We start from the raw sequence: 22,784 nt of genomic DNA, 5'->3' as shown, positions 1-22,784 counted from the left end.
GATGACCGATACACGCAAGACCTTCTGGTCGCAGCTCGCGCAGGCGTTCGCGATGTTCCGCAACCGCAAGTCGATCGCGGGGCTCATCATCCTCGGCATCTTCGTGCTCATCGCGATCCTCGCCGACTGGATCGCGCCCTACGGCCCGACCCAGAAGGACCGCTCGGCGCTGCGCCAACCGCCGTCGTTCGAGCACTGGCTCGGCACGACGCACATGGGCGAGGACGTGCTCAGCCAGATCATCTTCGGCACCCGCGGCGTCATCGTGGTCGGTTTCCTGTCGGCCGCGATCGCCACGGTCATCGCGATCACGATCGGCGTCATCGCCGGCTACGTGCGCGGCTGGAAGAGCGAGTCGCTGTCGGCGCTGACGAACGTGTTCCTGGTGATCCCCGGCATCCCGTTGATCATCATCATCGCCTCGCAGTTCGACAACCCGCCGATCATCCTCATCGCCGCGGTGCTCGGCCTCACCGGCTGGGCGTGGGGTGCGCGTGTGCTGCGCGCGCAGACGATGTCGCTGCGCAACCGCGACTTCATCCAGGCGGCGCGCGCCAACGGCGAACCTCTGCGCCGGATCATCACGGTCGAGATGCTGCCGAACCTCATGGCGCTCATCGCGTCGAGCTTCGTCGGCACCGTGACCGCCGCGATCCTGGGCCTGACGACGCTCGCGTTCATCGGGGTGATCCCGGTGAACAACCTCAACTGGGGAACGATCCTGTTCTGGGCCCAGCAGAACGGCGCGTTCCCGCGCCTGTGGTGGTGGTACGTGCCCGCCGGGCTCTGCATCGCGATCATCGGCGTCGCCCTGTCGCTCATCAACTTCGGCATCGACGAGTACGTCAACCCGCGCCTGCGCTCAGCGGGCGAGCGGGCGCGCGCGATGAAGAAGAAGGGGCTCGACGTGAATGACGCCGTCACGGCGGTGCGCAGCATCCCGATGGCGAATACGGATGCTCCGCCCAGCTCGACCCGAGACGATACGAACACGCAGAACTCCTCGACCATCCTGACCCGGAACGCGAAGTGATGACCTCTCCCACCCTCACCACGGCTCTGCCGTACCAGGACCCCGCCCTCTCGATCGACGAGCGCGTCGCCGACCTCCTCGGGCGCATGACGCTCGAGGAGAAGGTCGGGCAGATGCTGCAGCTCGACGCGCGCGACGATCTCGACGACCACGTCCTGCGCCGTCACGCCGGGTCGATCCTGCACACGTCGCCCGAGCGCATCCTGCGCGCGAACGACCTGACCGCCCAGACCCGCCTGCGCATCCCGCTGCTGGTCGCCGAGGACTGCATCCACGGCCACTCGTTCTGGCCGGGGGCGACGATCTACCCGACCCAACTCGGCATGGCCGCCTCGTGGGATGCCGAGCTCGTCGAGCGCGTGGCCCGCGCCACCGCCGAGGAGGTCGCCGTCACCGGCATCCACTGGACCTTCTCCCCCGTGCTGTGCATCGCCCGCGACCTGCGCTGGGGCCGTGTCGACGAGTCGTTCGGCGAGGACCCGTTCCTCATCGGCGAACTCGCCTCGGCGATGGTGCGCGGCTACCAGGGCGACGGTCTCGACGACCCGACCGCGGTGCTCGCGACCGCGAAGCACTTCGCCGGCTACTCCGAGACGCAGGGCGGGCGCGACGCCAGCGAGGCCGACATCTCGCGCCGCAAGCTGCGCTCGTGGTTCCTGCCGCCGTTCGAGCGGGTCGCCCGCGAGGGCTGCCGGGTGTTCATGCTCGGATACCAGACGATGGACGGCATCCCGATCACCACCAACGACTGGCTGCTCACCGACGTGCTGCGCGGCGAGTGGGGATACACCGGCACCCTGGTCACCGACTGGGACAACGTCGGTCGGATGGTATGGGAGCAGCACGTGCAGCCCGACTATGCGCACGCCTCGGCCGCCGCGACGCGCGCCAGCAACGACATGATCATGACGACGCCGCGCTTCTTCGAGGGCGCGCTCGAGGCCGTCGAGCGCGGGTTGCTGCCGGCGGATGCCTTCGACGCCGCCGCCGCGCGCATCCTCACCCTCAAGTTCGAGCTGGGGCTGTTCGAGGACCCGCGTCTGCCGCGCGACGACCTCGACGAGATCGTCGGCAGCGCCGCGCACGCCGAGTTGAACCTCGAGATCGCGCGCCGGTCGATCGTGCTGCTCGAGAACGACGGCGTGCTGCCGTTGGATGCCGCGGCGCCGACGAAGGTCGCGGTCGTGGGCCCGCTCGCCGACGATGCGCAGACGCAGCTCGGCGACTGGGCCGGAGGGTCGGGCCAGGCCGGATGGCTCGACGGTCAGCCGCGCGAGATGATCACGACCGTGCTCGACGGGCTCTCGGGTGTCGGGGGCTGGGAGGTCTCGCACGCGCGCGGGGCCGACATCCTCACCCTCGAGGACGACCCGCAGGGAGCGCTGTTCCCCGACGGGCAGCCGCGCCCGCGCATCGTTAAGCCGTGCGCCCCCGACGAGGCGCTGATCGCCGAGGCCGTCGCCGCCGCAGAGGCCGCCGATGTCGTGGTCGCCGTCGTCGGAGACCGCATCGAACTCGTCGGCGAAGGCCGTTCGACCGCCACGCTCGAACTCATCGGCGGGCAGAACGCCCTGCTCGACGCGGTGATCGCGACCGGCACACCCGTGGTGGTGGTGCTCATGGCGTCGAAGCCGCTCGTGCTGCCGGCATCCGTCTCGCAGGCCGCCGCCGTGATCTGGGCCGCGAGCCCGGGCATGCAGGGCGGCCGTGCGATCGCCGAGATCATCGCGGGCGAGGTCGAGCCGTCGGGCCGTCTGCCGATCTCGTTCGCCCGGCACGTCGGCCAGCAGCCGACGTACTACAACCAGATCCGCGGGCAGCACGGCGATCGCTACGCCGACCTCACGCAGGCGCCGGCCTGGGGCTTCGGCGAGGGGCTGTCGTACACGACGGTCGCGTACTCGGACCTCGCGCTGGAGCGTTCGTCGCTCGGCCTCGGCGACATCGTCGTCGGGCACGTGACGGTGACGAACACGGGTTCGCGGCCGGTTCGCGAGACGGTGCAGGTCTACGTGCGGGATGCCGTGACGAGCGTCAGCTGGACCGATCGCGAGCTCAAGACCTATCGCCAGGTCGACCTGGCACCCGGTGCGTCTGAACGTGTGCGGGTGGAGGTGCCGGTGGCCGACTGCACCATCGTGGATGCCGCGGGCGTGCGTGTGGTCGAGGCGGGGGAGTTCGAACTGCTCGTCGGCCCCTCGTCGCGGGTCGAGGTGCTGCTCGGGGCGGGGTTCGAGGTGAGCTGAGCCGACGCACCCGGTCAGAACCGGTGGTATCGCCCGCGCCCGTCGGTCGGCCTCGGGTCAGTCCGCGCCGCCGGTGGCCTCCTGACGGAGACGCCGCCGTGAGCGCCCCGTGGTTCACTGGACAGATGAGACTCACATCTCGACGTCTGCGGATTGCGGCCGTGCTGGCCATTGCCGCGACACTGGCCGGCTGCTCGCCCAAACCCGCATCGGTGCAGCCCGACGTCGACGCGGCGGTGGTCGCCACTCTTCCTGGTGACTTCGCTTCCGCGTTCACGTCGTTCGACGACGATTCCGGGGAGTGCCTCACCGTCGTCGCCCTGCTGCCCGAGAGATACGGCTTGACCGCGCGCATGGCTCAGGATGCGATCGATCTTCTACGGGCCGGGGCCGAGGAACTGTCGTGCCGCGGGGTCCTTCGCATCGTCGATGACGAAGGAAATCGGCGAGACGTGAGCCACCTGGCGAAGTATCTCGCCGTCCAGGATCGAGACGGCGACCTCGTCATTCTCTGACGCGACGGTGCGGTGCATCCTCATCATCGGGTGATGACGAGTCCCTCACGCATGGATAGGCTGACGACCGACGGAGCGTACCTTTCGGGAGAGGGTGCCACGGAGTGGAGGCGGCCTCGTGCATCGATATCGCGAGATCGCCCGCGACCTCACGATCCAGATCGCCGAGGGCGCATTCGACGCCACCGGGATGCTGCCCTCGGAGGCTCATCTCGCGGCCGACTACGAGGTCTCGCGCGGCACCGTGCGCAACGCGCTCGTGCTCATGGCGCGGCAGGGCGCGATCGCCCCGCGACGCGGTTCGGGCTGGCTGGTGCGCACGACGGTGCAGAGCCAGCGGTTCTCGGAGATGCGGTCGTTCGCGCAGTGGGCATCAAGCCGCGGCATGGAACCCGGCGGGCACGTGCTCACGCAGCAGCGCCGCCCGGCGACCGCGACCGAGGTGCGCCGCTTCCGGGGAGGTCGCGGCATCGGCGAGGTGCTCGAGGTCGTTCGTCTGCGGTCTCTGAACGGGCGCGTCGTCATGCTCGAGCGCACCGCCTATCCGTCGTGGATCGCCCCGATCGTCGAGGAGCTGTCGCCCGACGAGCCGTCCGTGGTCGGTGCGCTGGAATCGCGCGGCGTGCGCATGGTCTCGGGCGAGCAGTCGATCGACGCGATCGCGGCTCCGAGCGAAGACGCCCGTCTGCTCGATGTGCGTCGTTCGAGCCCGCTCCTGCGCGTGAATCGCGTCAGCTACTCCGCCGACGGTCGTGCGATCGAGGCGGGCGACGACCGCTACCTCCCGGATGTCATGTCGTTCCAGATGCAGGCGTCGCTGCAGGGATACTCGCTCACGCGCGAGCTGGGCTGAGCGGCTCGACCTCGGCCCACGGCATCCGTGGGCCTGGCTGTACAACTGTGCATCGTGGGCTCCCGGATTCGGAGCGGATGCCGCAGCCGTCGCCGTTCGGACGAATCGCGTTCATCGACCGGTCATCTTGCGGCTGTTCTGTCGCTACAGGAGGCGATCACGACCTCCGATGGGCGTCCCGTCGGGGACGCCGACACTGTTCCCGGAAGGATCACGTCAGACATGTCCTCGTCACCTCCCCCCGTGGTGCGCCGTCGTCGGAGCGCGTCCCTGCTCGCCGCACTCGCCGCAGCAGGGGCGCTCCTCGTGTCGCCGCTGCTCGCCGCGTCGCCCGCAACCGCCGCCGCGGCATCCGAGATCACCCTCGAAAGCTCCGACGTCGCCGTCGGGGATACCCTCTCGGTCGCCTACTCGACCGATCGCCCGACGGCCACGAACTGGCTGGCGATCTACCCCGAGTCCCGACCCGAGCCCTGCGATGCCTGCGGCATGGCCTGGGCCTACGCGCCCGGCGCGACCGGCACGGTGCAGCTGCCCACGAACGACCGTGCGGGCAACCCGCTGGCCGCGGGGAACTACCGCGTCGAGTACCTCTACAACGACGGCTACTCCCGCGTCAGCGAGCCGGCGACGTTCACCATCGCGGCAGAGCCGGGCACCGGAGAGCCCGGTGAGGGCCCGGAGGTCGACCCGACGAAGCCGATCGACCTGTCGGTCGTGCAGCTCAACGTCTGGGGCAAGACCAGCGACGCGACGATGCTCGCCGAGATCGGCGCCGACCTGATCTTCGTCGAGGAGGCGCAGAGCGCGGCAGCAGCCGTCGCCCGCGACCTCGGCTTCGATTTCCACTCCACGGGCGGCAGTGCGGGTGTCATCTCGCGCTATCCGATCGTCGACGTGGGCGTCGTCACGACGCCCGGCACCCAGGGCGGATGGACCAAGGCGATCGTGCAGGTGGGCGATACCCAGATCGCCGCGTACGGAGGCCACCTCGAGTACCGCTACTACGCCACCTACCTTCCCCGCGGATACGCGGGCGACGTGCTCGGCTCCGGGTTCCCGGCCGAGTGGCGCGGGTGGAACAAGCTGAGCGGTCCCGTGACCGATGTGCCGCAGATCCTCGCGGCGAACGAGGCATCCGGGCGACCGGCATCCGCTGCGGCCCTCACCGCCGACATGGCGAACGAGCGCGAGGCCGGACGCCTCACCATCATGGGCGCCGACATGAACGAGCCGTCGGTGCTCGACTGGACCGAGAGCACGGCGAACCTCTACGACCACAACGGGGTCGTCGCCCCGTGGCAGACCTCCCGCATCCTCCGCGACGGCGGTCTCGTCGACGCGTACCGCGCCGTGTACCCCGACCCAGTGACCCACCCGGGCTTCACGTGGCCGGCCGACACCCCCAACGTCAGCGTCTCGCAGCTCGCGTGGGCGCCCGAGGCCGACGAGCGCGACCGCATCGACTACATCTTCTTCGCTCCGGACGACCGCCTCACCCTGACGGGCACGCGCATCGTCGGACCGAAGGGCGACATCGTGCGCGGCGCCCGCGCCCTGCCCGTCTCGGACGAGGAGATCTTCACCCCGCAGACGCTGTGGACCAGCGACCACAAGGGCCTGCAGTCCGACTTCGTCATCTGCGGCGAGGCCTGCCAGGCGGCGGAGCCCGAGCTCGGCGAGCTCGTCGTCGGCACGCCGTCGATCACCGGAACGGCGACGGTCGGCGCCGAGGTCACCGCGGTGACCGGCGAGTGGACCGAGGGCACCGCGTTCTCGTTCCAGTGGCTGGCGGATGGCGAGGCCATCGAGGGTGCGACCTCGGCCACCTTCTCGATCCCGGCGGACTTCGCAGGTCGTGCGCTCTCGGTGCGCGTCGGCGGGACTCTCGAGGGATACGTCCCGGCCGAGGCGACGAGTGCTGCGGTCACCGTGACCGCTGCGGAGGTGCCCGGTTCGGATGCTCCGGCGGTGGTGCTCGGATCGTCGAGCGTGGTCGCGGGCGGAAGCCTGAAGGTCAGCGGCGCGGGCTTCGCGGCGGGCGCTCAGCTGAAGCTCGAGCTGCGCTCCACGCCGGTCGCTCTCGGTACGGTGACCGCGTCGGACGCGGGAGCCTTCTCGACGACCGTCACGATCCCGGCATCCGTTCCGGCCGGAGCGCACACGCTCGTCGTGATCCTGCCGGACGGCACCGAGGTGACCGCCGCCGTCACCGTGACCGCGGCGCCGAGTGCGGGTGCGGATGCCGGTGGCGATGCGCTTGCCCAGACCGGTGGAGAGATCCTGATGCCGGCGGTGTGGGCCGCGGTTCTGGCGCTGCTGGTCGGCGCGGGGCTGATGGTGCGCCGCCGGATGCGTCAGTCGTAACGGCATCCGTCCCTGGCGCTGAGCCACCCCTCTCAGTGCGAGCCACCCCCTTCCGCGCCGTGCGGAAGGGGGTGGCTCGTTCGTGAAGGGGTGGTTCGGCGGGGTCAGTCCTCGAGCTGGTCGAGGACCAGTTCTCCTCGCGAATTGAGCGACTCCATCAGACGCTCGATGCGACGGCCGTCGATCGGCGGCAGCGCAGCCTCATCGAACGCGAAGACCAGAGGGATGCTCGGATGCATCCAGATGGTCAACCGGCCGGCCGGGTTCTTCGCCTCGGGGAGCCACGTCATCATGAAACTCTCCTGGCGACGCAACTTCGTGCCGATCACGATCTTCAGATGCGCCAGCGTCCGATCATCGATCTCGACCGGAGGGCGGGCGCTGTTGTACTCCAGGGTTCCCATGGAGCAACCATACGTCCTCGCCGGTCGTCTCTTGCAGGTCATCCGTGCGCGCGCAACCCCGGTCGCGCTCGGGTCGGCGTGGGCTTATCGTGCCCGGATGGACGGCATGCGAACGATGGAGAGAACAGAGATCCTGATCGACGGAGTCAGCGCGTACCTCGCCCAGGAACAAGACCTCGTCGCGCTCCTGCGGCAGATCGAGACGGCCGCGAACGGACCCGCGGCGTTCGTCGAGTTCGTCGTCGTGGGGAATCGGCGGGTGAAGGTTCTCATCACCCCGAGCTCCCGCGTCGTGATCTCCACCGAGACGGTGCAGCACGACCCCCGTGACACGGGGAACGACGCCTTTCCCTACGGGGGCCTCTACGACTTCGACCCCGAGCCGCTCGGCTGACGGATGCGCTTCAGAGGCTGAGCATGAGCACGGTGACGAGAGTCACCACGATCACGACCGCGAGGCCGCTGCCGCATCCGATCGCCAGGAGAGGGCCGTAGCCCAGGCGGGATGTGCGGGCGCCGGATTGCTGGGCTGCGGCGATGAAGGCAGGGCCGCCGCCGAGGTGGAACGAGTACGCGCCACCGGCGACGCTCACGCCGCGAGCGAGGTCGACGCCCATCTCGAACCGGGGCTTGTCCAGAATGTCCGCGACCCCACCGGCGATGCCGTGGTGGATGGCTCTGTCGACCGCTCGGGGGTCCGCCAGCAGCGGATAACTCCGTCCGCGCACGACGAGTGTGATCCGCTGAGCGGCGGACTTCACCACGACCTCGTGGGCGGGCACGCTGAAGTACTGCGTCCAACCGGCGGGTGACGCGACCCAGAGCGACACGAACCCGTTGCTCACCTCGGCTCGAGCAGGGAGGTAGCTCCCGGTCGTGTTGTCGCCGAGAGCCGCGTCGAACTGCGCGAAGGGTGCGTGGGGCGAGAAGCTCATGATCTTTCGGGTCAGGGGTCGAGTGAGGTCATTTGATCAGCGTGATCAGGACGGCGGTGGTCGGAAGCAGTTGCAAACCCAGCATGTCAGCGAGATCGTTCGGCACCGCATCGTGTCCTGTCCGACTCGCGGGGTGCGCGACGCAGGGAATCTGCAGGTCGGTCTCGATCTGCTGCGCCGCCGCTTGCGCGATGCGCGCGGCATCGACCAGGTCGATCGCGTCGACGGCGAAGAGCACTGACGCATGAGCGCGTGCCGTCTCCTCATCGATCGCGGACACCCACACTCGTGAGATGTCGGCCCGACCTGCGAGCAGTCGTCCGACCTGCTGAACTTGTGCATCGCCGAGGGCGCGGTCGACGGGGCGATCGACCTCGTAGATCACGATGGCCATGCCTTCTCCATATCTGCACTCGGCGTTCCGAACTACCTCACTACGATCCATGACTCGGTGCCGCGCGTTTCGTGACGCAGGGCGCGAGGTGAGATCGTCCAGCGGGTCCTGGCAGTGTCCAGCTCCGCAGGGGAGGAGGCGCAGATCGCCGACGCCGGGCTCTGCGGCCACTGCTAGGTTCGGACCTGCACGGGGGAGAGGAATGCACATGACTGCGCCCGAGGGTGATGTCGGAGATCGAATGAAGCTGGTCCGTGTTGCCATGCAGCAGTTCCTTCACGAGGGGAGGCCTCTCGCGTCGGTCGTGCTGGACGGGACACGTCTGGTATGCCTCGTGCTGAGCACCCAAGACTGGCGCTACCGTCTCGTCCTGGTGGACGAGGCGGGGGTGCACCGGTTCGAGCTCAGCGAGGTGCCTCCCCACGAACACGGCAGCCAGCCCGCGCTGATGGCCGCGGACGGGGGAGGCGTCGCGGTCATCGCCGATCGGGATGAGGTGCTGTGGTATCCGACACTCGGAGGCCCCGTGACGAGACTCCCCATCAAGAACCGTCGGTTGCTGCGAGAGATCGTCCCTGCCGGCGCGAGAGTGATGGCGCCCACCGCGAGCGCAAGCGACAGCTCTCGATATCCAATCGCATTCGAGCACGATACGAGCCGCACGGGACACCCCCGACACTGGGCTGTGCTGGACCTCGATCTCCAGCGACAACGAGCGTCTTGGCTATCGTGGGGCAGCCTGAGTGCAGACCAGCTCGAGAACTACGAGCACGCCGCTCCCCCCAAGGTCGAAGCGATGATCAGCCGCGCAGACAGCCTCCTCGTCTCGACCACCGGTGGGAGGACGACTTCGGTCAACAAGTGGGGCATGGACTATTACGCGCTGATCAGGACGAGTCCCAGCGGTGACTCCGCCTCTCTGGTCTGGGGCGGATCTCACGGGGTCGACGACGGAAAGAAGCACGGCGTGCACGTCCTGCTCACCGCGTCATGCGACTACGCCGTCCTGACCCCGCTCTTCAGTAATGGCGCCTGGAAGGGCAAGCAGAAACTCCTGGACCTCGACTCGCGCGGACTCATCGACGTCACGCTGCCTCCCGGCGCCGGAAAGTACGCCCGCATCGTTCAGCACGCATCTGACATCTTCTGGATCTGGAACGCCGATCAGGATGCCGCCGGCGAGAACCGCTGGACGGTGACCCTCGCCCGAGCGACCGCGGCGAGCTAGGTCCCGCCGTAGAGACGTGAAAGTCGGTCCCATCCGATCTTCGGACCGCTCCGAAGAACCTCCGTGTACGGGCATTCACACGCAGGAGGGAACTGATGCGCGAACAGACCGCACTCGGCTCCTATCTGACCGCGCGGCGATCCGCCCTCCAACCGGAGGACGTCGGGATCGCTCGCGAGCCCGGGCGCCGCGTTCGGGGGTTGCGACGCGAGGAGGTCGCACGACTCGCCGCGATCAGCGCCGAGTACTATCTGCGACTCGAGCAGGGGCGAGGCACGCGCCCCTCACCGCAGGTCATCGCAGGGTTGAGCCGGGCACTGATGCTCGACGAAGACGCCACGGCTTATCTCGAGCAGCTCGTCGCCCGGGGTGGGGTGCATCCCTCAACCGCGAACGAGCCGGCTGGCCCGTTCGCGCTCGCGCTCGTCGACGAGATGTCTCAGTTGGGTACTCTCCTGGTCGATATGAATCTCGACATCGTCGCGGCCAATGCTCTCGCACGACAGCTGGTGCCGGGATTCGCCGTGGGTGAGAGTGCCGCAGTTGCCATGATCACCGCGTTCATGAGCACTCCGCCCACGCTCACCGACACCGCGCTCGACGTACTCTCGACGCTCCGATACGTGAGCGACCCCGAAAGCCCACGCATACGCGAGATCATCGATGAACTTGCGAATGCGGTTCCCGGGGTCAGATCTCACTGGGACCGCTTCGACGTCCGACGGCCCCACCCTGTCGAAGTCACGTTCACGTCGACACGGCTCGGAACCGTGCGTGCCGTCATGCACATGCTCTTCATCTTCACCGCACCCCACGCGATCATCACCTTCAGCCCCCACACGTCCGCAGACCTCGCCGCCTTCCGCTACCTCCACGCCCTCAGTGGCCAGAGCGCCCACTGACGACGATGGGGTGGGCTCCGGTGTTCTGGAAGCCGCCGACGGATCCGAACCACGGCTGCCGTCACCGAGAGACGCAAGCTCGGCGCCCGGCGGGTGCGCATCGGTGACTCCCGCGTCCTGTCCGACGCGGCTCACTCGCCGATGGTGCGGATGACGCGGGCGGGGGAGCCGAGGGCCACCGTCCCGGCGGGCACGTCTTTCGTGACGATGGACCCTGCGCCGACGACGGCATCGTCGCCGATGGTGACGCCGGGGAGCACGGTGACGTTCGCGCCCAGCCACACGTTGCGCCCGATGCTGACAGGGGCGGGGAGGAGGTCGGCACGTCGGTGGGGGTCGATGCCGTGCTGCAGCGTGGCGATCACGACGTTGTGACCGATGAGGCTGTCGTCGCCGATCGTGATCCCGCCCTGATCCTGAAAGCGGCACCCGGAGTTGATGAAGACCCGCTTGCCGATCGAGATGTTCTTGCCGAAGTCCGCGGTGAACGGCGGGAACAGCGTGACCGTGTCATCGACGGGTGTGCCGATCAGCGCACCCAGGAGTTCTCGCACACGGTTGGGCTCGTGGTATCCGGTGTTGAGTTCGCCGGCGATGCGGAGCGCCTCCTGGCTCGTCTCGTGCATCACCGCGTGGCCGGGTGATCCGCCGGGGATCGTCTCCCCGGCGTTCAGGAGGGTGAGGAGGTCGGTGAGGTTCATGCGACCCACCGTAGGTCGCGGCGCGCGAATGAGGGATGCCCTGTCGGTACACGCTCCGATGGGGCGACCTCGCGATGAGGGGGCATGGTACGTCGTGCCGGGGCATCCGTCGAGGGCCGCGGTGAAGTCGCCGCGGGGGCGCACGGTGAGCGCACACCCCACAGAGCCGACGGAGGCGCGCCATGTATTTCCACGTGCAGGAATTCATCAACGAGATCGCGGCGGACGAGCCGGATCCCGCGGCGGCGAACGCGCTGCAGGAGGGGCTCGGCGGTCAGTTCGGCGAGATGCGCACCATGATGCAGTACCTCTTCCAGAGCATCAACTTCCGCGGCCCCGACGGCAAGCCGTATAAGGACCTCATCCAGGGGATCGGCACCGAGGAGATCAGCCACGTCGAACTGATCGGCACCACGATCTCCCGGCTCCTCGACGGTTCGCCGAAGTACCAGGGCAAGCCGACCGACCCGGTGGATCAGCCCGGTGCCGGCGGCGCGGCGCCGCTGAGTATCGCCGTCGACACCAGCAACATCCACCACTACCTCGTCGGCGCGCAGGGCGCGCTGCCGGTGGATGCCGTGGGCAACCCGTGGTCGGGGAGCTACGTGTACAACTCGGGCAATCTCGTGCTCGACCTGCTCTACAACCTCATGCTCGAATCGACGGGGCGGCTGCAGAAGTGTCGGCTGTACGAGATGACCGACAACAAGACCGCGCGCACGACGATCTCGTACCTCATCGTGCGCGACCAGGCGCACGAGAACGCCTACGCGAAGGCGCTCGAGACCCTCGGCGTGAACTGGCGGACGTCGCTGCCGATCCCGAAGACGAACGCCGAGCAGTTCCCGGAGGTGAAGAAGCTCCTCGACCTCGGTCTGCAGAGCAAGAACTACTCGTTCGACCTCACGGCGCAGTCCGAGGCGGGCAAGATCTTCCAGGGCGCATCGCCGTCGAACGACGGCACCGAGCTCGACGCGAGCGAGCAGGCGCCCGAGGGCTTCCCGATGAACATCTCGCCGGAGCGCCCCGAGGAGTTCTCACCGGGCGCCGACGACGAGCTGCGCAAGCTCATCGAGGCGACCGCGGCGATGGAGATGGCCGACATCGATGCGACGTTCGGGCGGATGAAGTAGGCGCCGCGAGCTGACCCTAGGATCGGAGGATGAATCCGAGGGCCTGGCTACGCGTTGGCCGCGGATGATGCCCCCTTCTTCCTCGGATCCCGCAGCACGTCGGAGAACGCGACCGAACTCATCGGGTCTTCCGGACTGGCTCCCGTCGGCGTATCTCGACGCGCTTTCGTCGTCGGAAGGAGAGCTCGAGCCGGACTTGATCTTCTTCGGCGAGGCGAGAGCCCGGCGGGAGAACCTCGAGTTCGACGACGCCGACTACTGGCTGAGGGGCGAACGGCCCGATGCCTGGTGGATTTTCGGAGAGAGCGGCCAAGGAGACCACTGGCTGCTCCACACCGACTCTCAGGTCTACTTCTTCGATCATGAGCAGGGTCAGCGGTCGGCTGCTCGCTTCGCCTTCGTCGTGGAGAGTCTGCCGCAGTGGCTCGAGATGGCGAACGTTCTCGAATCGAGCGATCGCTCGTCCGATCGCGTCATCCGACACGCCCTCGAACGGATATCCCCCGGACTCGCCGATCGCTACCCCTTCGCTCTCGCTTGACCCGACCGGCATCCGTGTCTCTACGGCATGCCGCTAGTCGACGGTGCCCCAGTCCCCCAGCACTGCGGGAATGGCCGACGTCGCACCGGGCTTGCCTTCAGTCATGCCGAGGACGTTAGCAGTCGTCGATCTCTCGGCCAGAATGGAACTCCGAGCATTCGCGGGGGCGTTTAGATGATTTCGAGTTTCATGGGTCGCGCGATCCCGGGCATCGCCCTGGTGATTCCCGCGCTTCTGCTGGCCGGGTGCACTCCCGCCGTCGACAGCGCTGAGGCGGACGACCTCGTCATCACCGAGGAGGGCACGGTGGCCGCCGTGATCGACGGTGACACCATCGACGTCACGACCTCCTTCGGCGACGAGGTGCGCGTGCGGCTGATCGGAATCGACGCCCCCGAGATCGGTCGCGACGGTGCAGCGAGCGACTGCTACGCCGAGGAATCACGGGCGTTCGTGGACGAGCTGCTCTACGGGCAGGAGGTCATGCTCATGTCCGACCGCACGCAGGGTGACACAGACAGGTACGGCCGGTTGCTGCGCTATGTGCTGATCGACCACCACCTCGCGGAGGACATCATCATCGGCGCCGGCTACGCCCGTGAGCGCACCTACGGCGAGCCGTACGTCCATCGGGACAGCCACATGGCCGGTCAGCGGGCGGCGCAGATCGCCGAAGCCGGGCTGTGGGGGCACTGCTAGGTTCTGACACTCAGAGGTTGCTGTGACGAGGGGGGAGCAAGAATGACGACGCCAGAGGGTGACATCACTGCAGAGGAGCGCACGGCTGCCGCGAGAAGGGCATACGCGCGCGCGGACTCTCACGGACGGATCAAGATCCTCACCGCGATCAACGTGATCGGACTGATCTGCGCGCTCATCGGCGGCATCGGCGAGACGAATACGGTCTCGTGGTTCTTCCCGCAGATCTGGGGGTTCAAGACGCCGTTCGGCATCGGTATCGGGGTGATCACGGTGATAATCCTCGCGGCGACAGCCAGCGTGAAGTCGATGACGGGCGTGGACAGCGAAGACCGCCGCTACAGGTTCTACGCATCATTGACCGTGTCGTCGACGATCATGTTCGCCGTCTTCGCCGGAGGGATGCTGCTCCTCTACGTGTTCTTCATGACTGCCGCCTCCTGAACCCTCCGGAGAAGCTCGGCGCGGTCGCTCCCGCTCAGCGTCCGCCGCCGTTGAGGATGTCCGCCCAGTCGGCGGGAAGACGGTCGCTCGGACCGGGAACGGCCTGTGATTCAGGATGGCTCGTCGGTGCGGCGAGCGACGGGCCATCGAACGCGGTCTCGTCTCGGAAGTCCCAGAACCAGTCCTCGCCGGGTTCGAAGCTCTGCATCACGGAATGGCCGGTCTCCTTCCAATGCTTCGTCGCGTGCGTGTTGGGGGAGTCGTCGCAGCATCCGATGTGTCCGCATGCGGCGCACCGTCGCAGGTGAACCCACCACGAGCCGGTCTCATCGCATTCCACGCACCCCGTACCGCTGGGAGGCACCGTCACGTCGATCATCTCGGGATCTGTCGTCATTCCGCCATCATCGCGGTTCGGCCGCCGCTTGGACAGGCCCTCCTGGGGCCACCACCGACGGAGCCGTAACCTGGCGGAGTGAACGTGCTCTTCGTGTGCAGCCGGAATCGGCTCCGCAGTCCGACGGCCGAGAACGTTTTCCGTGACTGGCCGGGCATCCGCGTCGCCTCCGCAGGCCTCAAGCCCGACGCCGAAGAACGCCTCACTCCCGACGACCTCGACTGGGCAGACCTCGTGCTGGTGATGGAGAAACGGCACAAGAGCGAGATCAGCAGACGGTTCATGCCGCACCTGCGAGGTCTGCGGATCGTCGTGCTCGACATCCCCGATGACTTCGAATTCATGGACCCGCAGTTGGTCGACCTTCTTCAGCGCAAGGTCCCTCCCCATCTTCGAGGGCGCTGAGGGTTCGTGTCGGGGCACTGCTAGGTTCGGAGCTTCAGGGGGAGAGGAACGGGCATGACCGCACCCGAACATGATGTCTCTGCAGAGGCGCGCAGAGCAGCGGCTCGGCTGGCTGTGGCTGACCCTCGTATCGACGATCACGTTCGCCGTCTTCTTCGGGGGCCTGGGGCGCTGTTCCTGATGCTGTCGATCGCGGTCCGCTGAAGGGGGCCTGATGCGTGACGTCAAGGTCGGCGGGATCAACACAACCGACGAGTTTGCAAGGCCGGCGAAGCCGCTGGGCGCGCTCGCCTGGAGCGCACTGATCCTGTCGTTGCTGTCCTTGCCGTCACTTATGCCCTACGGATGGCTGGACCCCGTAGGTGCGCTGATGCTCATGCGGGTCGGTGTCATTGCCCTCATCCTGAGCGTCATCGCGACCGTCCGGAGATCGCGGCCGCGCGGGGTCGCTCTCGCCGCCCTCGTGATCAGTGGCCTGTTCGTGCTGGTCGTCGTTCTTGCCGCAGGGCCCCTCGGGTTCCTACGTCTCCTGGTTGCCTTCTGATCTAGCGTTGACGAATCCTGGCGACGGCATACCCCAGGCGTGGGGCGATCAGTAAAGAGGACGCGCGACTCCGTTGGCGTTGTCGACAAGGATGGGGATGCGGAAAAGATCGACGAAAAGCCACCCCACGAGCGCGACCAGGATGCAGAGTCCGATGTTGCGTGACGTGGGGTGCCCGCTGGCGAGGAAGATCGCTTGCGTGATCGCCATCACCGGGAACATCCACGCGGTGCTGAACCTGCGGAGGTAAAAGCGGTGAGCCCCGAATCCGCCGAGAAATAGCCACAACAGGTTCGCGGCAGTTCGGGTCTTGATCGGTGTCGGCGCCGAATGCTGCGGAGCGATCGGTCCCCATGAGGTTCCGTCCCACCACTGCTGTTGTCCGCGTGCATTGACATGCCACCCGGCGGTGGGAGGTGTGGTGTTCGGAGAAGTCACGAACTGAATCCATCGGCACTGAGAGCAGTGAGCGGGCGGCCCCACGTCGTTTAGGGCGTCGGAAGGATATCCGTCCCGATGTGGCTCTGGGGCAGACTGAACGTATGAGGCGCAGGGGGATCGAGAGCCCGAGGGTGGTGTGCCTTTGCGGTTCGCTGCGCTTTCCCGACCTGTTTGACTCCGAGCGGAGACGACTGACCGCACTCGGCATAATCGTGCTCGCTCCAGAAGCAGTGAGCGGCGAAATTACGATGACTATGCGCGCTGCTCTTGGTGAGCTGCACCTGAGGCGGATTGACCTCGCCGACGACGTTCGTATTGTGAGCGAGGGCGGCTACATCGGAGAAGCGACTCGTCGTGAAATCCACTACGCACGCGCGATGGGGAAGACCATCAGCACAGTGGAGGCGCACCTCGATCTCGACGCAATCTGAATGCCTCTCCCCGCGGCATAGAGTGGATCGGCCCCATCGGGCCCATCACCCCCTCTGGAGCATCCGTGACCTCCGTCGACGACCGCGCGCGCTATCGCGCGAATCCCTCCGTGCTCACCGCGCTGAAGAGCCCCCGTTTGCTGACGCGCGAGGTGCTCGCCGGCCTCGTCGTCGGTCTCGCGCTGATCCCCGAGGCGATCTCGTTCTCGGTGATCGCCGGCGTCGACCCGGCCGTCGGTCTGTTCTCGTCGTTCATCATGGCGATCGCGATCTCGTTCCTCGGCGGACGCCCCGCCATGATCACCGCCGCGACCGGCGCCGTCGCCCTGGTGATCGCGCCCGTCGCCCCGACGTACGGCATGGACTACTTCATCGCCACCGTCATCCTCGCCGGCGTCTTCCAGGTGCTGATGGCCGTGCTCGGCGTCGCGAAGCTCATGCGCTTCATCCCCCGCAGCGTCATGACCGGGTTCGTGAACGCGCTCGCGATCTTCGTGTTCAGCGCCCAGGTGCCGCAGCTCATCGGGGTGCCGTGGTTGGTGTATCCGCTCGTCGCGCTCGGCATCCTCGTCATGATCTTCATGCCCAAGATCACCAAGCTGGTGCCGGCGCCCCTCGTGTCGGTCGTCATCGTGACCGCCGTCGTGCTGGTGTTCGCGATCAACGTGCCCACCGTGGGCGACCAGGGCGCCCTGCCGCGCAGCCTGCCCGAACTCTTCATCCCGAACGTGCCGTTCACGTGGGAGACGTTCACGATCATCGCGCCGTACGCGCTCGGCGTCGCACTCGTCGGACTCATGGAGTCGCTGATGACCGCGAAGCTCGTCGACGAGATCACCGACACCCACTCCCGCAAGACCCGCGAGGCCTGGGCGCAGGGCGCGGCGAACATGCTGTCGGGCATCTTCGGTGGCATGGGCGGATGCGCCGTCATCGGCCAGACCATGATCAACGTGCGCTCCGGCGCCCGCACCCGCATCTCGACGTTCTTCGCCGGCGTCTTCCTCTTCCTGCTCGTGGTCGTGTTCGGCGACTTCGTCTCGACGATCCCGATGGCCGCACTCGTCGCCGTCATGATCATGATCTCGATCAGTGCGTTCGACTGGCACAGCATCCGTCCGTCGACCCTCAAGCGGATGCCGAAGAGCGAGACGTTCGTCATGATCGTCACCGTCGTCGCCGTTGTGCTCACCCACAACCTCGCGGTCGGGGTCGTGGCGGGAGTGATCACGGCATCCGTCCTGTTCGTGCGCCGGGTGGCGCACGTCGTCTCGGTCACCCGCACCGTCTCGGACGACGGCGAGGTCGCGACCTACGTGGTCGACGGAGCCCTGTTCTTCGCGTCGAGCAACGACCTCACGACGATGTTCGAGTACGCCGCCGACCCCGCACGGGTGGTCATCGACCTGTCCCGATCGCACGTGTGGGATGCCTCGACCGTCGCCGCGCTCGACGCGATCGAGACGAAGTACGCCCGGCACGGCACGTCCGTCGAACTCGTCGGGCTGAACGAGGCGAGCGGTGCGTTCCACGGGCGACTGACGGGGCAGCTCGGCGGCGAGGGGTAGCGCGCATTACGCTGCATCACGGCGACCGACCCTCGGGGCTTCGGGGTGATTTAGCGTGAGGGTATGACTGCAGAGCCCCGCGTGTACGTGATCCACGAGAACGCCGAATGGTTCCCGCCGTTCGCCGCGGCCTTCGAGGCCGAAGGCGTGCCCGCGCAGGAATGGCTGCTCACCGACGGGTCGATCGACCTCAACGCCGAACCGCCCGCGGGCGTGTTCTGGTCGCGGCTGAGCGCCTCGGCCCACACGCGCGACCACGGCGACTCGAAGGAGTTCGGCCGTGCCGTGCTGCGGTGGCTCGAAGCATCCGGTCGCACCGTCGTGAACGGCAGCCCCGTGCTCGAGCTCGAGGTCAGCAAGGCCGCCCAGCACGCCGCACTGCAACGCGCCGGCATCGAGGTGCCGCGCACCATCGCCGTCTTCGGCACCGCCGCGCTCAAGGAGCGCGCCCGCGAGTTCACCGCCCCCTTCATCAGCAAGCACAACCAGGGCGGCAAGGGTCTCGGCGTGCGCCGCCACGACAGCCACGACGAGTTCGACGCCTGGGTCGACGGCCCCGAGTTCGAGGCCTCGCCCGACGGCATCACGCTGCTGCAGGAGAACCTCTTCGCCGCCGCCCCGTTCGTCACCCGGGTCGAGTTCGCCGGTGGGGAGTTCGTCTACGCCGTGCGCGTCGACACCAGCGCGGGCAGCTTCGAGCTGTGCCCGGCCGAGGCGTGCGCGCTGCCCGGCGCCGACGGCGTCGAGCCCGAGCCGCTGTTCCGCATCCGCGAGGAGATCACGGCGCAGCATCCGCTCGTGCAGCAGTACCTCGCATTCTTGAAGGACGCCGGCATCACGGTCGCGGGCATCGAGTTCATCGAGACCGTCGACGGCCGCTTCGTCACCTACGACGTGAACACGAACACGAACTACAACCCCGACGTCGAGGCCACCGCCGCCGTCTCGGGCCCGCGCACGATCGCGAGTTTCCTCGGCGGACTGCTCGCCCGCGACACCGCGCCGGTCGGAGTCTGACGCCTCGCGCGTTCATAACTCCTGAGAATCGGGCCTTGAGCCTGCGAAAGCCCCCGGAACCAGCGTTCCGGGGGCTTTCTTCCGGAGTTGTGCACCCGGAACTCCGTACCTAACTCAGGACAAACCGCCTCGAAGTCGCCAGAATGCCCCCGATTCCGCGGATTCGGGGGCATTCTTCCTGAGTTAGTGCCACGTGCCGCCGAAGCGCTACCGCCCGCTGCCGGCGATGACGCCCTCCTTGACGTACCGCTGAGCGGCGAGAACCAGCACGAGCGCCGGGAGGCTCGCGATGAGGGATGCCCCCATCGTCGCCGCCCACGTGTTCATGTTCGAGTTCGCGAGCGCGTAGATGAACACGGTCACGGGATACATGTCGGTCTTCGTGACGAGGGTGAGGCCGAACAGCAGATCACCCCAGGCGAAGAGGAACGTGAACACCCCGGCCGTGATGATCGCGTTGCGCGACAGCGGCACGACCACACGCCACAGCGACCCGACCGGTCCGAGTCCGTCGAGGGTGGAGGCCTCGATGACCTCGGTGTCGAGGCGCAGCATGAACGAGCGCAGCAGGATGATCGCGAACGGGATGCCGGCGGTCGCATTCGCGAGGATCAGCCCGATGTAGCTGTTCAGCGTGCCCCACGTGTTGAACATCGCGTAGAAGGAGTTCGCGAGCACGATGCTCGGGATCATCTGCGCGAGCAACAGGATGACGAGTCCCAGGCTCACCGCCCGCGACCGCAGCCGGCTGAGCGAGTAGGCGGCGGGCACCGCGACGACGAGGGTCAGCAGCACCGATCCGATCGCGGTGATCAGGCTGACGCGCAGGCCGTCGAGGCCGCCGTCCTCGAACGCCGTCACGTACCCGTCGAGGGCCGGGGCGGTCGGGAACCACGCGGTGTCGGTGGAGTTGGCATCGGGCTGGAGGGATGCCGAGATCATCCAGTAGATGGGGAACAGGTAGACGATGAGGATCGAGACCGTGAGCGCGGTCCAGAACCAGCCGCGGCTGCGGCGGGGAGTGCGTGTGCTCATCGCTCGGCACGCTCCTGTCGGGCGGAGAGCCACGTGTAGACGGCGGCGAAGCCGAGGCTGATGACGAGCAGCAGCATGCCGTAGGCGCCCGCGTGCCCGAACTCGAACAGGCTGAACGCCGAACGGTACGAGAGCACGCCGAGGGTCATGGTGCTGTTGGCGGGGCCGCCCTGGGTGAGCGCGAGCACGAGGTCGACGATCAGCAGGTTGAAGACGACGCTCATGACGACGAGCACCGAGATGACGGGCCAGATGCTGGGGATGATGATGTGCCACAGGCGCTTGAACGCCCCGGCCCCGTCGAGGGATGCCGCTTCGAGGTGCTCGACCGGCACCTGCTTGAGGGCCGCGGCGAGAATCGTCGACCAGTACGGCAGGCTCGCCCACACGGTCACGATGATCACGGCGGCGAGGGCGGTGGCGGGATCGGCGAGCCAGGCGTTGCCGGGCAGGCCGAGGAATCCGAGGATGTCGTTGATCGCTCCGTCTCCCGCGAGCAGCGACTTCCAGATCGTCGCGACGACGACGGCCGGCAGCAGCCACGGGATGAGGATGAGAGCGGGCAACCAGCGGCTGCCCGGGAAGCGCCGCGTGAACAGCAGTGCGAGCGCGAGGCCGATCACGAGCTCGGAGATCACGGCGACGACAGTGATGGTGAGGGTGTTCACGATCGCGATACCGGTGGCATCCGCGCGGAAGATGTCGATGAAGTTCTGGAACCCGACGAACGGCGCCTCGCCGGTGATGAAGGTGCCGGTCGTGAAGTCGGTCGTGCTCATGAACACGCCGTACCCGAGGGGGAACAGGAAGAACGCGGCAAAGAACAGGATCGCGGGCACCAGGAAGGCCCACAGCTCGAGGTTCCGTCGCCGCACCAGGGTCAGGCCGAAGCGGCCGGAGACACGAGTCCCCGGCCGCTTCGGCGCTGTGGCAGCGGCTGTCATCAACCCTGGTCGGCCTTGCTCAGCGCTTCCTCGGCGCTCACGCCGTTGACGGTCGCGTTCTGCAGCGCGTCGACGTACTTCGCCTGCAGGGCGCTCCACTCGGTTCCGAGCGTCGCCGGGTTGAAGGCGTTCGCGACGGGGGTGACGAAGGCCTCGGCGGCCGGGACCTCGGCGACGAAGGCATCCTGGGCCGACGTCAGCGCCGGGACGTACCCGCCCTGCACCGCGGTGTCGACCTGGTTCTCCTCCGAGGCGCGGCACTCGATCAGAGCGGCCGCCGCCTTCTCGCGCTTCTCGTCGCCCTGCACCGGCACGGTGTAGGCGTAGCCGAGGAGTCCGACGCTGCTCTCGTCGGCGCTGGTCGCGGCCGGCACCGAGAACGTGCCGTACTCGAAGTCGAGGCTCGTGTCGACGAGGTTCCAGGGGCCCGAGACCGTGATCGCGGCCTTGCCGGACTTCCACTGGTCGATGCCGTCCCAGCCCCAGTTGACGAACTCCTTCGAGAGGCTGCCGTCGTCGACGAGGGTCTTGTAGAGGTCGACCGCCGCGACCGCGCCGTCACTGGTGAGGTCGGCCGGGTCGCCGCCCGCGCTCAGCAGGAACGGCAGGAAGTACGACGACGTCGAGCCGTCGCCCGCGATGCCGGGCAGCGCGATGCCGTAGTGGTCGGCGGTGGTGGTGGCCTTGGCGGCGGCGATGAGCTCGTCGAAGGTGGTCGGCAGCTCGGTGATGCCCGCCTCCTCGAAGTACGCCTTGTTGTAGAAGACCGAGTAGTCCTCGACCTGCGTGGGCAGACCGTAGAACGTGTCCTCGTACTCGCCGAGGGCGGCGACCGGCTCGGCGAGACCGTCGGTCGTGAGGCCGAGGGTGTCGAGGTCGGAGAGCACTCCTTGCGCTGCGAGCGTCGGCAGCTGGGTGTCGGTGTTGACGAGGGCGATGTCGGGCAGCGACTTCGAGCTCGCCGCCTGCAGCAGGCTGGTCGTGTAGTCGCCCGAGAGGGTCTGGGCGTCGATCGTGATGCCGAGGTCGGCGGCGCACTTCTCGAAGTACTCCTTCTGCAGCGTCTGGTACGGGTCGAAGTCGATGCTGCTCCACGACGTCAGCTCGACGCCCTCGAAGTCATCGGCGTCACCGGAGGAGCTCGACGGGGCGGACGAACCGGTGCAACCGGCGAGGAGGACGACGGAGGCGACTCCGGCGGCGGCCGACAGCGCGACCCGGGTGGCGCGCGTGCGAGAGGTGCTCATGAGGGTGCGGGATCCTTAGCTCGACCGGGCTGTGACCGATCGTCGGGAGAAGGTCGGGCGGATGCCCGTGGCATGAGTCTCTCGGACGTGGGGGCATGCGGTCACGGGTTCGGAAACACGGCGAAATGATGTGACGCAGATCGTCATTCCCGCGAAATCTGCGCGTTACGCAGGGGCGGTTTCGGGACGCTTCGGGCGGCTCAGCGACCCAGGTTCCGAGCGTGGGGGGGGCGCTTCGACAGGCTCAGCGACCCAGCGGAGGGGCTCAGCGACCCGGTTTCTGAGTCTGGGTCCCTGAGCTTGTCGAAGGGCCCCACCCAGAGGGGCCGCTCCGCAACGGAGGAGATCACGCGCTCCGCA

The 22,784-nt window shown here is 67.6% G+C and carries 26 protein-coding genes; 17 read left to right on the top strand and 9 right to left on the bottom strand.

Features of this window, described 5'->3' with window-relative positions:
* Position 1 precedes the first annotated feature (1 nt).
* The 5 genes from ACI2JZ_RS13425 to ACI2JZ_RS13405 all read left to right on the top strand — a co-directional run bounded on the left by ACI2JZ_RS13425 (position 2) and on the right by ACI2JZ_RS13405 (position 7,014).
* On the top strand, positions 2-1,033 hold the full coding sequence (locus ACI2JZ_RS13425) for an ABC transporter permease (protein WP_404598011.1): 1,032 nt from the start codon (positions 2-4) through the stop codon (positions 1,031-1,033).
* Positions 1,033-3,279, top strand: coding sequence for a glycoside hydrolase family 3 N-terminal domain-containing protein (locus tag ACI2JZ_RS13420; protein ID WP_404598010.1), 2,247 nt, complete (start codon positions 1,033-1,035; stop codon positions 3,277-3,279). Before ACI2JZ_RS13425 ends, ACI2JZ_RS13420 begins: the two co-directional genes overlap by 1 nt.
* A 161-nt stretch (positions 3,280-3,440) precedes the next feature.
* Positions 3,441-3,794 carry a hypothetical protein gene (locus ACI2JZ_RS13415; protein WP_404598009.1) on the top strand — a complete coding sequence of 118 codons (354 nt, stop codon included), beginning with the start codon at positions 3,441-3,443 and terminating at the stop codon, positions 3,792-3,794.
* A gap of 118 nt (positions 3,795-3,912) precedes the next feature.
* Complete coding sequence (locus ACI2JZ_RS13410) at positions 3,913-4,647, top strand: GntR family transcriptional regulator (protein ID WP_404598008.1); 735 nt, start codon at positions 3,913-3,915, stop codon at positions 4,645-4,647.
* 222 nt (positions 4,648-4,869) lie between these two features.
* Positions 4,870-7,014, top strand: a complete 2,145-nt coding sequence (locus tag ACI2JZ_RS13405; protein ID WP_404598006.1) for an endonuclease/exonuclease/phosphatase family protein — start codon at positions 4,870-4,872, stop codon at positions 7,012-7,014.
* A 104-nt stretch (positions 7,015-7,118) separates the two neighbouring features.
* On the opposite strand, the gene ACI2JZ_RS13400 is transcribed toward ACI2JZ_RS13405, so the two are convergent.
* Entirely contained in the window at positions 7,119-7,418 is a 300-nt protein-coding gene (locus ACI2JZ_RS13400; RefSeq protein WP_404598005.1) for a hypothetical protein, read from the bottom strand.
* A gap of 97 nt (positions 7,419-7,515) precedes the next feature.
* On the opposite strand from ACI2JZ_RS13400, the gene ACI2JZ_RS13395 reads away from it, so the two are divergent.
* On the top strand, positions 7,516-7,812 hold the full coding sequence (locus ACI2JZ_RS13395; protein WP_404598004.1) for a hypothetical protein: 297 nt from the start codon (positions 7,516-7,518) through the stop codon (positions 7,810-7,812).
* 10 nt (positions 7,813-7,822) lie between these two features.
* On the opposite strand, the gene ACI2JZ_RS13390 is transcribed toward ACI2JZ_RS13395, so the two are convergent.
* Positions 7,823-8,353 (bottom strand): hypothetical protein, encoded by a 531-nt coding sequence (locus ACI2JZ_RS13390; RefSeq protein WP_404598003.1) that lies wholly within the window; start codon positions 8,351-8,353, stop codon positions 7,823-7,825.
* A gap of 28 nt (positions 8,354-8,381) precedes the next feature.
* Complete coding sequence (locus tag ACI2JZ_RS13385; RefSeq protein ID WP_404598001.1) at positions 8,382-8,747, bottom strand: hypothetical protein; 366 nt, start codon at positions 8,745-8,747, stop codon at positions 8,382-8,384.
* A 796-nt stretch (positions 8,748-9,543) separates the two neighbouring features.
* Between ACI2JZ_RS13385 and ACI2JZ_RS13380 the strand changes: the two genes are divergently transcribed.
* Positions 9,544-9,975, top strand: a complete 432-nt coding sequence (locus ACI2JZ_RS13380) for a hypothetical protein (protein ID WP_404598000.1) — start codon at positions 9,544-9,546, stop codon at positions 9,973-9,975.
* A 95-nt stretch (positions 9,976-10,070) separates the two neighbouring features.
* A complete protein-coding gene (locus ACI2JZ_RS13375; protein ID WP_404597998.1) occupies positions 10,071-10,877 on the top strand; it encodes a helix-turn-helix domain-containing protein in 807 nt (268 codons plus the stop codon).
* A gap of 131 nt (positions 10,878-11,008) precedes the next feature.
* On the opposite strand, the gene ACI2JZ_RS13370 is transcribed toward ACI2JZ_RS13375, so the two are convergent.
* The gene (locus ACI2JZ_RS13370; RefSeq protein ID WP_404597997.1) at positions 11,009-11,578 is read right to left on the bottom strand and encodes a sugar O-acetyltransferase; all 570 of its coding nucleotides are present in this window, start codon (positions 11,576-11,578) and stop codon (positions 11,009-11,011) included.
* A gap of 182 nt (positions 11,579-11,760) precedes the next feature.
* Between ACI2JZ_RS13370 and ACI2JZ_RS13365 the strand changes: the two genes are divergently transcribed.
* The 4 genes from ACI2JZ_RS13365 (at position 11,761) to ACI2JZ_RS13350 (ending at position 14,395) form a co-directional block, all read left to right on the top strand.
* Positions 11,761-12,711 carry a manganese catalase family protein gene (locus ACI2JZ_RS13365; RefSeq protein WP_404597995.1) on the top strand — a complete coding sequence of 317 codons (951 nt, stop codon included), beginning with the start codon at positions 11,761-11,763 and terminating at the stop codon, positions 12,709-12,711.
* Between the two features lie 196 nt (positions 12,712-12,907).
* A complete protein-coding gene (locus ACI2JZ_RS13360; protein ID WP_247623687.1) occupies positions 12,908-13,252 on the top strand; it encodes a hypothetical protein in 345 nt (114 codons plus the stop codon).
* A gap of 189 nt (positions 13,253-13,441) precedes the next feature.
* Positions 13,442-13,951 carry a thermonuclease family protein gene (locus ACI2JZ_RS13355; protein ID WP_404597994.1) on the top strand — a complete coding sequence of 170 codons (510 nt, stop codon included), beginning with the start codon at positions 13,442-13,444 and terminating at the stop codon, positions 13,949-13,951.
* Between the two features lie 42 nt (positions 13,952-13,993).
* The gene (locus ACI2JZ_RS13350; RefSeq protein WP_404597993.1) at positions 13,994-14,395 is read left to right on the top strand and encodes a hypothetical protein; all 402 of its coding nucleotides are present in this window, start codon (positions 13,994-13,996) and stop codon (positions 14,393-14,395) included.
* 34 nt (positions 14,396-14,429) lie between these two features.
* On the opposite strand, the gene ACI2JZ_RS13345 is transcribed toward ACI2JZ_RS13350, so the two are convergent.
* Positions 14,430-14,792, bottom strand: coding sequence for a UBP-type zinc finger domain-containing protein (locus ACI2JZ_RS13345; RefSeq protein ID WP_404597991.1), 363 nt, complete (start codon positions 14,790-14,792; stop codon positions 14,430-14,432).
* 78 nt (positions 14,793-14,870) lie between these two features.
* Here ACI2JZ_RS13345 and ACI2JZ_RS13340 point away from each other — a divergent pair, with 78 nt between their 5' ends.
* Together ACI2JZ_RS13340 and ACI2JZ_RS13335 are read left to right on the top strand one after the other, a co-directional pair.
* The gene (locus ACI2JZ_RS13340; RefSeq protein ID WP_404597989.1) at positions 14,871-15,197 is read left to right on the top strand and encodes a low molecular weight protein tyrosine phosphatase family protein; all 327 of its coding nucleotides are present in this window, start codon (positions 14,871-14,873) and stop codon (positions 15,195-15,197) included.
* A 214-nt stretch (positions 15,198-15,411) separates the two neighbouring features.
* Positions 15,412-15,741 carry a hypothetical protein gene (locus tag ACI2JZ_RS13335; protein WP_404597988.1) on the top strand — a complete coding sequence of 110 codons (330 nt, stop codon included), beginning with the start codon at positions 15,412-15,414 and terminating at the stop codon, positions 15,739-15,741.
* Positions 15,742-15,789: 48 nt separating this feature from the next.
* On the opposite strand, the gene ACI2JZ_RS13330 is transcribed toward ACI2JZ_RS13335, so the two are convergent.
* Positions 15,790-16,179 carry an NINE protein gene (locus ACI2JZ_RS13330; RefSeq protein ID WP_404597987.1) on the bottom strand — a complete coding sequence of 130 codons (390 nt, stop codon included), beginning with the start codon at positions 16,177-16,179 and terminating at the stop codon, positions 15,790-15,792.
* 104 nt (positions 16,180-16,283) lie between these two features.
* Here ACI2JZ_RS13330 and ACI2JZ_RS13325 point away from each other — a divergent pair, with 104 nt between their 5' ends.
* The 3 genes from ACI2JZ_RS13325 to ACI2JZ_RS13315 all read left to right on the top strand — a co-directional run bounded on the left by ACI2JZ_RS13325 (position 16,284) and on the right by ACI2JZ_RS13315 (position 19,198).
* Positions 16,284-16,613: a hypothetical protein gene (locus ACI2JZ_RS13325; RefSeq protein WP_404597985.1), complete on the top strand. Its 330-nt coding sequence runs from the start codon at positions 16,284-16,286 to the stop codon at positions 16,611-16,613.
* Positions 16,614-16,678: 65 nt separating this feature from the next.
* Positions 16,679-18,181, top strand: a complete 1,503-nt coding sequence (locus tag ACI2JZ_RS13320; protein WP_247633112.1) for a SulP family inorganic anion transporter — start codon at positions 16,679-16,681, stop codon at positions 18,179-18,181.
* 63 nt (positions 18,182-18,244) lie between these two features.
* A complete protein-coding gene (locus ACI2JZ_RS13315) occupies positions 18,245-19,198 on the top strand; it encodes a RimK family alpha-L-glutamate ligase (protein WP_247957516.1) in 954 nt (317 codons plus the stop codon).
* 207 nt (positions 19,199-19,405) lie between these two features.
* Here ACI2JZ_RS13315 and ACI2JZ_RS13310 read toward each other — a convergent pair whose 3' ends face one another.
* Genes ACI2JZ_RS13310 through ACI2JZ_RS13300 form a run of 3 tightly spaced genes read right to left on the bottom strand, consistent with a single transcriptional unit; the run spans position 19,406 to position 22,424 of the window.
* On the bottom strand, positions 19,406-20,233 hold the full coding sequence (locus tag ACI2JZ_RS13310; RefSeq protein ID WP_404597984.1) for a carbohydrate ABC transporter permease: 828 nt from the start codon (positions 20,231-20,233) through the stop codon (positions 19,406-19,408).
* A complete protein-coding gene (locus tag ACI2JZ_RS13305) occupies positions 20,230-21,177 on the bottom strand; it encodes a carbohydrate ABC transporter permease (protein ID WP_247957518.1) in 948 nt (315 codons plus the stop codon). The genes ACI2JZ_RS13310 and ACI2JZ_RS13305 overlap by 4 nt, the downstream gene beginning before the upstream one ends.
* Positions 21,177-22,424: an extracellular solute-binding protein gene (locus tag ACI2JZ_RS13300; RefSeq protein ID WP_404597983.1), complete on the bottom strand. Its 1,248-nt coding sequence runs from the start codon at positions 22,422-22,424 to the stop codon at positions 21,177-21,179. Before ACI2JZ_RS13300 ends, ACI2JZ_RS13305 begins: the two co-directional genes overlap by 1 nt.
* Positions 22,425-22,784: the final 360 nt, after the last annotated feature.

Origin of the sequence: Microbacterium sp. NPDC087868, assembly GCF_044900755.1 — a bacterium.
GTDB lineage: Bacteria > Actinomycetota > Actinomycetes > Actinomycetales > Microbacteriaceae > Microbacterium > Microbacterium galbinum.
The sequence above is the reverse complement of the archived record's forward strand: the minus strand, read 5'-3'. Positions and strand labels throughout refer to the sequence as shown.

Bases quoted from the DNA above. Each gene is read 5' to 3' on its own strand.
- ACI2JZ_RS13425 (WP_404598011.1), top strand. From the start codon at position 2: ATGACCGATACACGCAAGACCTTCTGGTCGCAGCTCGCGCAGGCGTTC.
- ACI2JZ_RS13325 (WP_404597985.1), top strand. From the start codon at position 16,284: ATGAGGCGCAGGGGGATCGAGAGCCCGAGGGTGGTGTGCCTTTGCGGT.
- ACI2JZ_RS13350 (WP_404597993.1), top strand. From the start codon at position 13,994: ATGACGACGCCAGAGGGTGACATCACTGCAGAGGAGCGCACGGCTGCC.
- ACI2JZ_RS13380 (WP_404598000.1), top strand. From the start codon at position 9,544: ATGATCAGCCGCGCAGACAGCCTCCTCGTCTCGACCACCGGTGGGAGG.
- ACI2JZ_RS13305 (WP_247957518.1), bottom strand. From the start codon at position 21,177: ATGACAGCCGCTGCCACAGCGCCGAAGCGGCCGGGGACTCGTGTCTCC.
- ACI2JZ_RS13420 (WP_404598010.1), top strand. From the start codon at position 1,033: ATGACCTCTCCCACCCTCACCACGGCTCTGCCGTACCAGGACCCCGCC.
- ACI2JZ_RS13355 (WP_404597994.1), top strand. From the start codon at position 13,442: ATGGGTCGCGCGATCCCGGGCATCGCCCTGGTGATTCCCGCGCTTCTG.
- ACI2JZ_RS13300 (WP_404597983.1), bottom strand. From the start codon at position 22,424: ATGAGCACCTCTCGCACGCGCGCCACCCGGGTCGCGCTGTCGGCCGCC.
- ACI2JZ_RS13385 (WP_404598001.1), bottom strand. From the start codon at position 8,747: ATGGCCATCGTGATCTACGAGGTCGATCGCCCCGTCGACCGCGCCCTC.
- ACI2JZ_RS13405 (WP_404598006.1), top strand. From the start codon at position 4,870: ATGTCCTCGTCACCTCCCCCCGTGGTGCGCCGTCGTCGGAGCGCGTCC.
- ACI2JZ_RS13315 (WP_247957516.1), top strand. From the start codon at position 18,245: ATGACTGCAGAGCCCCGCGTGTACGTGATCCACGAGAACGCCGAATGG.
- ACI2JZ_RS13400 (WP_404598005.1), bottom strand. From the start codon at position 7,418: ATGGGAACCCTGGAGTACAACAGCGCCCGCCCTCCGGTCGAGATCGAT.
- ACI2JZ_RS13370 (WP_404597997.1), bottom strand. From the start codon at position 11,578: ATGAACCTCACCGACCTCCTCACCCTCCTGAACGCCGGGGAGACGATC.
- ACI2JZ_RS13375 (WP_404597998.1), top strand. From the start codon at position 10,071: ATGCGCGAACAGACCGCACTCGGCTCCTATCTGACCGCGCGGCGATCC.
- ACI2JZ_RS13365 (WP_404597995.1), top strand. From the start codon at position 11,761: ATGTATTTCCACGTGCAGGAATTCATCAACGAGATCGCGGCGGACGAG.
- ACI2JZ_RS13345 (WP_404597991.1), bottom strand. From the start codon at position 14,792: ATGACGACAGATCCCGAGATGATCGACGTGACGGTGCCTCCCAGCGGT.
- ACI2JZ_RS13310 (WP_404597984.1), bottom strand. From the start codon at position 20,233: ATGAGCACACGCACTCCCCGCCGCAGCCGCGGCTGGTTCTGGACCGCG.
- ACI2JZ_RS13390 (WP_404598003.1), bottom strand. From the start codon at position 8,353: ATGAGCTTCTCGCCCCACGCACCCTTCGCGCAGTTCGACGCGGCTCTC.
- ACI2JZ_RS13335 (WP_404597988.1), top strand. From the start codon at position 15,412: ATGCGTGACGTCAAGGTCGGCGGGATCAACACAACCGACGAGTTTGCA.
- ACI2JZ_RS13395 (WP_404598004.1), top strand. From the start codon at position 7,516: ATGGACGGCATGCGAACGATGGAGAGAACAGAGATCCTGATCGACGGA.